Source organism: Burkholderia sp. Ac-20392 (genome assembly GCF_017104585.1).
Taxonomy (GTDB): domain Bacteria; phylum Pseudomonadota; class Gammaproteobacteria; order Burkholderiales; family Burkholderiaceae; genus Burkholderia; species Burkholderia lata.
This window is the reverse complement of the sequence record NZ_JAAGPB010000503.1, coordinates 1-5,770: the sequence shown is the minus strand read 5'-3', so window position 1 is coordinate 5,770 and position 5,770 is coordinate 1. Positions and strand designations below refer to the sequence as shown.

At 68.4% G+C, this 5,770-nt stretch carries 6 protein-coding genes; 3 read left to right on the top strand and 3 right to left on the bottom strand.

The annotated features are described in order from the left end of the window. The coding region (locus G3N99_RS33205; RefSeq protein ID WP_206124488.1) for an anhydro-N-acetylmuramic acid kinase at positions 1 to 1,004 on the bottom strand (1,004 nt) is incomplete at its 3' end. Positions 1,005 to 1,146: 142 nt separating this feature from the next. On the opposite strand from G3N99_RS33205, the gene tyrS reads away from it, so the two are divergent. The 3 genes from tyrS to G3N99_RS33190 are packed head-to-tail and all read left to right on the top strand — an operon-like array spanning position 1,147 to position 3,529. Continuing rightward, complete coding sequence (gene tyrS, locus G3N99_RS33200) at positions 1,147 to 2,388, top strand: tyrosine--tRNA ligase (RefSeq protein ID WP_122944484.1); 1,242 nt, start codon at positions 1,147 to 1,149, stop codon at positions 2,386 to 2,388. Continuing rightward, positions 2,385 to 2,843 carry a D-aminoacyl-tRNA deacylase gene (gene dtd / locus G3N99_RS33195; protein ID WP_011350959.1) on the top strand — a complete coding sequence of 153 codons (459 nt, stop codon included), beginning with the start codon at positions 2,385 to 2,387 and terminating at the stop codon, positions 2,841 to 2,843. Before tyrS ends, dtd begins: the two co-directional genes overlap by 4 nt. Positions 2,844 to 2,866: 23 nt before the next feature. Next, complete coding sequence (locus G3N99_RS33190) at positions 2,867 to 3,529, top strand: histidine phosphatase family protein (RefSeq protein WP_011350960.1); 663 nt, start codon at positions 2,867 to 2,869, stop codon at positions 3,527 to 3,529. 63 nt (positions 3,530 to 3,592) lie between these two features. Here the strand turns inward: G3N99_RS33190 and G3N99_RS33185 are convergent, their stop codons facing one another. Both G3N99_RS33185 and G3N99_RS33180 read right to left on the bottom strand, forming a co-directional pair. Further along, complete coding sequence (locus tag G3N99_RS33185; protein WP_174946196.1) at positions 3,593 to 4,720, bottom strand: ParB/Srx family N-terminal domain-containing protein; 1,128 nt, start codon at positions 4,718 to 4,720, stop codon at positions 3,593 to 3,595. Between the two features lie 151 nt (positions 4,721 to 4,871). Further along, positions 4,872 to 5,770: oxygenase MpaB family protein (locus G3N99_RS33180; protein ID WP_206124487.1), on the bottom strand; the 899-nt coding region annotated here is incomplete at its 5' end.

The window sequence follows — 5,770 nt, the reverse complement described above, 5'->3', positions numbered from 1 at the left end:
GCCGTCGTATCGACCGTGGCCGGCACGCCGGCCTCGCGCAGCGCGTGCCGGAGCGCGTCGAGCAGCACCGGATTGCGTGCGCCGCCGCCGCAGACGAACACGGCCTTGCAGCCCGCTGCGTGCTGCGCGATCTCGCGTGCGACCGACACGGCGGTGAGCGCGGTGAGGGTCGCCTGCACATCCTCTGGCGCCACCTGTGCGAACGCGGCGAGCTTTGCGTCGAGCCATGCGGGATTGAACAGGTCGCGCCCGGTGCTTTTCGGCGGCGGTGCGGCGAAATACGGTTCGTCGAGCAGCGCGTCGAGCAGCGGCGCGTGGACGGTGCCGCGCGCGGCGAACTTGCCGCCGTCGTCGTACGGCTTGCCGAGATGGCGGGTCGCCCATTCGTCGAGCAGCGCATTCGCGGGGCCGCAGTCAAAGCCGCGCACGTCGCCGCCTTCGCCGGGCAGGATCGTGATGTTGCTGATCCCGCCGAGATTGCAGACGACGCGCGTCTCGCCCGGCGCGCCGAACACCGTGGCATGGAAGGCCGGCGCGAGCGGCGCGCCATGGCCACCCGCTGCGACGTCGCGGCTGCGGAAATCGGCGATCACGTCGACCTGGGTCAGCTCGGCGAGCAGTGCCGGGTTGTTGATCTGCCGCGTATAGCCGCGCTCGGGGCGATGGCGCACGGTCTGGCCGTGCACGCCGATCCCGCGGATCTCGTCGCGCGACAGCCCGGCCGTGCGCTGCAATTCGTGGCAGCACACCGCGTAGCGCGCGACCAGTGCGTTCGCCGCGAGCGATTCGCGATCGATCTCGTCGTCGCCGGGCTGCTGCAGCGCGAACAGCGCGTCGCGCAGCGATTGCGCGAAGCCGACGAACGCTTCCGCGAGCACGACCGGCGCCTTGCCGGCCTCGAAACGCACGGCGACGCCATCGACGCCGTCCATGCTGGTTCCCGACATCAGCCCGAAGTAGATGCCGTCGGCCGGATGGGCGTTTTGCGGCTGTCGTTGCGGCACGTTGGGTTCTCCTGGATCGTGCGGCGCGGGCCGGTGCCGCGCGCCTTGCGCCCGATTATCCGCGCAACGTGACGCGCCGTTAAGCGATGGGCGCGCAAGTTATGGGAAAATCCCTGTCTTTGCGACATTCTTCCTGGCACCGATGAGCACCGAACCCAGTTCCAAGCCTGTTTTCCCGATCACCGACGAAGTCCGGCATGCGCTCGCCGTCACGAAGCGCGGCGTCGACGAGCTGCTGGTCGAGGAAGAGTTCGCGCAGAAGCTCGCGCGCAGCGCGGCGACGGGCACGCCGCTTCGCATCAAGCTCGGCCTCGACCCGACCGCGCCTGACATCCACATCGGCCATACGGTCGTGCTGAACAAGATGCGTCAGCTGCAGGATCTCGGCCACACGGTGATCTTCCTGATCGGCGATTTCACGTCGCTGATCGGCGACCCGTCGGGTCGCAACGCGACGCGCCCGCCGCTCACGCGCGAGCAGATCGAATCGAACGCGAAGACCTACTTCGAGCAGGCCGCGCTCGTGCTCGACCGCGACAAGACCGAAATCCGCTACAACAGCGAATGGTCGATGCCGCTCGGCGCGGACGGGATGATCAAGCTCGCGTCGCGCTACACGGTCGCGCGGATCCTCGAGCGCGAGGATTTCACGAAGCGCTTCCAGGGCGGCGTGCCGATCTCGATCCACGAATTCCTGTACCCGCTGATGCAGGGCTACGACTCGGTCGCGCTGAACGCCGACCTCGAACTCGGCGGCACCGACCAGAAGTTCAACCTGCTGGTCGGCCGCGAACTGCAGAAGCAGTACGGTCAGGAACAGCAGTGCATTCTGACGATGCCGCTGCTCGAAGGTCTCGACGGCGTCGAGAAGATGTCGAAGTCGAAGGGCAACTACGTCGGCATCAGCGAACAGCCGAACGACATGTTCGGCAAGCTGATGAGCATCTCGGACACGCTGATGTGGCGTTACTTCGAGCTGCTGTCGTTCCGCCCGATGGACGAGATCGGCGGCTTCAAGCGCGAGATTGAAGGCGGCCGCAACCCGCGTGACTTCAAGGTGCTGCTGGCGCAGGAAATCGTCGCGCGCTTCCACTCGCAGGCCGACGCCGAGCGTGCGCTCGAGGACTTCAACCACCGCGCGAAGGGCGGCGTGCCGGACGACATTCCGTCGGTCACGCTCGCGGGCGCGCCGCTGGCGATTGGCCAGCTGCTGAAGCAGGCCGGCCTCGTGCCGTCGACGAGCGAGGCACTGCGCAACATCGAGCAGGGCGGCGTGAAGATCGATGGCGCGACCGTGTCGGACAAGGGCCTGAAGGTCGAAGCCGGCGAGTTCGTCGTGCAGGTCGGCAAGCGCCGCTTCGCGCGCGTCACGCTGACCGCATGATCGCGCTGATCCAGCGCGTGAAGCGCGCCGACGTGCGCGTCGGCGACCGCACGACCGGCGAGATCGGTGCGGGCCTGCTCGCGCTGGTCTGCGCGGAGCGCGGCGACACCGATGCGGCGGCCGACAAGCTGCTCGCGAAGATGCTCGGCTATCGCGTGTTTAGCGACGCCGCCGGCAAGATGAACCTGCCGGTGTCGAATATCGACGGTGAGGGCCGCGCAGGCGGCCTGCTGCTCGTGTCGCAGTTCACGCTGGCGGCCGATACCAACAGCGGGCTGCGTCCGAGCTTCACGCCGGCCGCACCGCCCGACGAAGGCGCGCGACTGTTCGACTATTTCGTCGCGGCCGCGCGTGCGCGCCATCCGGTCGTCGAGACGGGCGAGTTCGGCGCGGACATGCAGGTGTCGCTCGTCAACGACGGCCCCGTGACATTCTGGCTGCAAGTGCGGCCCTGATTCTTCCCCGGAGACGCGCCGCGATGGCCACCACGCAGATTCTTTTCATCCGCCATGGCGAGACGGCCTGGAACCGCATCAAGCGCATCCAGGGTCACATCGACATTCCGCTGGCCGAAACGGGCCTCGAGCAGGCACAAAAGCTGGCCGCACGGCTCGCCCGCGACGCGCGTGACGGCGCACGGCTCGACGCGATCTATTCGAGCGACCTGATGCGCGCGCAGCAAACCGCACAGCCGTTCGCCGACGCGCTCGGCCTGTCGCTGCGGCTTCGAGAAGGGCTGCGCGAACGCTCGTACGGCCAGTTTCAGGGGCACGACAGCGCCGAGATCGAGACGCTGTTCCCCGACGCGTACGCGGCCTGGCAGACGCGCGACCCCGGCTTCGCGCCGGAGGGCGGCGAGTCGCAGCGCGAGTTCTACCACCGCGTGCTGCATGCGCTCGAACCGATCGTCGCCGAGCATCCGGGCGGCCGGATCGCGTGCGTCGCGCATGGCGGCGTGCTCGACTGCGTCTATCGTTTCGCGAACGGCATCGAGCTGTCGGCGCCGCGCAACTATCAGCTGCTCAACACGAGCATCAACGTCGTCGATTACGTCGATGGCCGCGCGCAAGTCGTGCAGTGGGCCGACGTGTCGCACCTCGACGCCGCAAGCGACGACGACGGGTACCGCAAGGTGCTCTGAGCCAGCAGGCCCCGTCCGGCATCGCCGGTCGGGGGTTCCTTCCTGCGCGGTGTGCCGCTTACCTTACTGCGGCAGTGCGTGGCGCGCCTTGTAGTCGAGCGCGTATGCGATCTTGCCGGGCTTGTCCGCCGTGATCGGTTGGCGCAGCTTGTCGAATTCTCCCTTGTTGTATTTCTTCCCGCCGTTGATCGCATCCGCGCGGCCGAGGTCGGCGCCCGTCTTGCCGTCGATCACCGGGTCCGTGGCCGCGACCATGCGCGTCGACGCATTCCAGACCGCGTTCAGGTAGCCCGTGTCGGCCTTCGCCGGATCCGGGTCGGTTGTGCCGGCGCGCGTCAGGTCATAGCCGGCGAGCGCGAACGTGCCCGGTTGCGCGCGCAGCCAGTCGGCCCAGTAGAACTCGAGATAGTCGGTCGCTTGCGCGGGCTTGCTGTAGCCGATGTCGCGCGTGAAATAGACGAGCGAGCGGTAGCGGTCGTTCGTCATCCCGAGTTTCAGGCCGAGCCCGGTCGGCAGTTGCGCGGTCGTGATCGGCTTGCCTTCGCCGTTCTTGAGGCGCAGATAGCCGCGGCTCTGCATCTGCTGCCAGAACGCGTCACCCGAGTAGTCGCTGAGGTTGTCCTTGACGACGACGTGCACGTGCAGCGCCGGGCCGCCGTCGGGCGTCTCGTAGTAGGTCGACAGGCCGTGATGGCCGTCGGTCAGGTACAGCGCATCGCCGTTCGGGCCGATCACGACCGGGTTCAGCACCGAGCGGTCGCGGGCGTTCGCGTCGGTCGTCGTGCACGTGTAGCTCGCGGGCTCGCGCAGCGTCGACTTGGCCGTGTAGCCGCCCGAAGCGACGCCGACCAGGCCTTCGTCCGCGCAGAAGTCGTCGAATTTCTTGTCAGGTTGCAGTTCGTAGCGGCCGAGCTTGTAGTAGATCTGGTCGTAGCCGATCGCGCCCTGCGTCGGGTGGAGGTCGCCGAGCGTCACGTCGATCAGGTCGCCCGCGCGAGCGGCCTTCCACTTGCCCGGTTGCGGCGTGACGGTGGCGGGCGGCGTGGGCGCAGGCGTGGTCGGGGTGCCGCCGGACGGCGTTTGCGCATCCGAACGCGCGACGGCGGCGACATCGTCGCCTCCGCACGCGGTGAGGGCGAAGACGGTGGACAGGCTGGCGGCAAGGGCGAAACGGATCGGCAGGCGTGGCATCGCGGGCATCGGGTGTCGGTCGGGTGGGCGGGACACCGCGCGGGTCACGGCAGGCGGGACGTGCGGTACGGGCGACCGTGCGCGGGTGCAAGCCCGTCAGCTTGTCACAGGTATTTGACAGTAAATTGAAATGATAAGAGGAAGCGAATCGTCAGGCGGGCGGGGTGCCGTCGGGCGGTGTCGCGGTGGCACGGCGGCGCGCACGCTTTGACGCACCGTTCACGAGCGCCCAGCGCAGCACGGGGGCGACGACCCGGATGCCGGGCCGGACCACCGCGCGTCGCAGCGGCGCGAACGCCGACACGCCGAGCATGCGTTGCGCCCACGGCGGCAGCAGGTCGATTCCCGCATGCATCACCAGTGACGCGGCCGGTCGCAGCGCAGGCTTCGCAACCGGCACGTTCAGCAGGATGGACATGACTTCGAAGGTGCGTGGCCCGGCCTCGAGTTCGGGCAGCATGCGCGCGAGATAGGCAGCCACTTCGGCACGCGAGCGAGGTACTTCACGTGCGCCGAGCATTTCGGCGATCAATGCCGTTTCGGCGTAGTAGCGATCCTGCAGCTCGCCCGGCAGCGCCGGATTCACGTAGCGCAGATGTGCGGCGAGGAAACTCGACACTTCCGCGACATGCACCCAGGTCAGCAACGCCGGATCGTCGGCGTGGTACGGCCGGCCGTCCGGCGCGGTGCCCGATATGTGCGAGTGGATCGATTTCACGCGCTCGACCAGCGCGAGTGCGTCCGCGCGGCTGCCGAACGTCGTGCCGGTGATGAACGTGGCGGTGCGCCGCAAGCGGCCGAGGATGTCGGTGCGGAACGACGAGTGATCCCAGACGCCCGCGAGCGCGAGTGGATGGAGCGCCTGCAGCAGCAGCGCGGCGATGCCGCCCGTCATCATCGACGTGAAGTCGGCATGCACGCGCCAGCAGACAGCGTCGGGGCCGAACAGCCCCGGGTCGCCCGGCGGCGAAGAGAGGTCGAGCGACGGGCCGCCGCCGCCCACCGTCAGGTGGGTGACGCCGGCCACGAGCCGCTTGCGGATCGGCTCGA

What these genes read in the sequence shown, in the direction of transcription:
- G3N99_RS33185 (WP_174946196.1), bottom strand. Translation starts at nt 4,720, where the DNA reads ATGCCACGCCTGCCGATCCGTTTCGCCCTTGCCGCCAGCCTGTCCACC.
- G3N99_RS33190 (WP_011350960.1), top strand. Translation starts at nt 2,867, where the DNA reads ATGGCCACCACGCAGATTCTTTTCATCCGCCATGGCGAGACGGCCTGG.
- dtd (WP_011350959.1), top strand. Translation starts at nt 2,385, where the DNA reads ATGATCGCGCTGATCCAGCGCGTGAAGCGCGCCGACGTGCGCGTCGGC.
- tyrS (WP_122944484.1), top strand. Translation starts at nt 1,147, where the DNA reads ATGAGCACCGAACCCAGTTCCAAGCCTGTTTTCCCGATCACCGACGAA.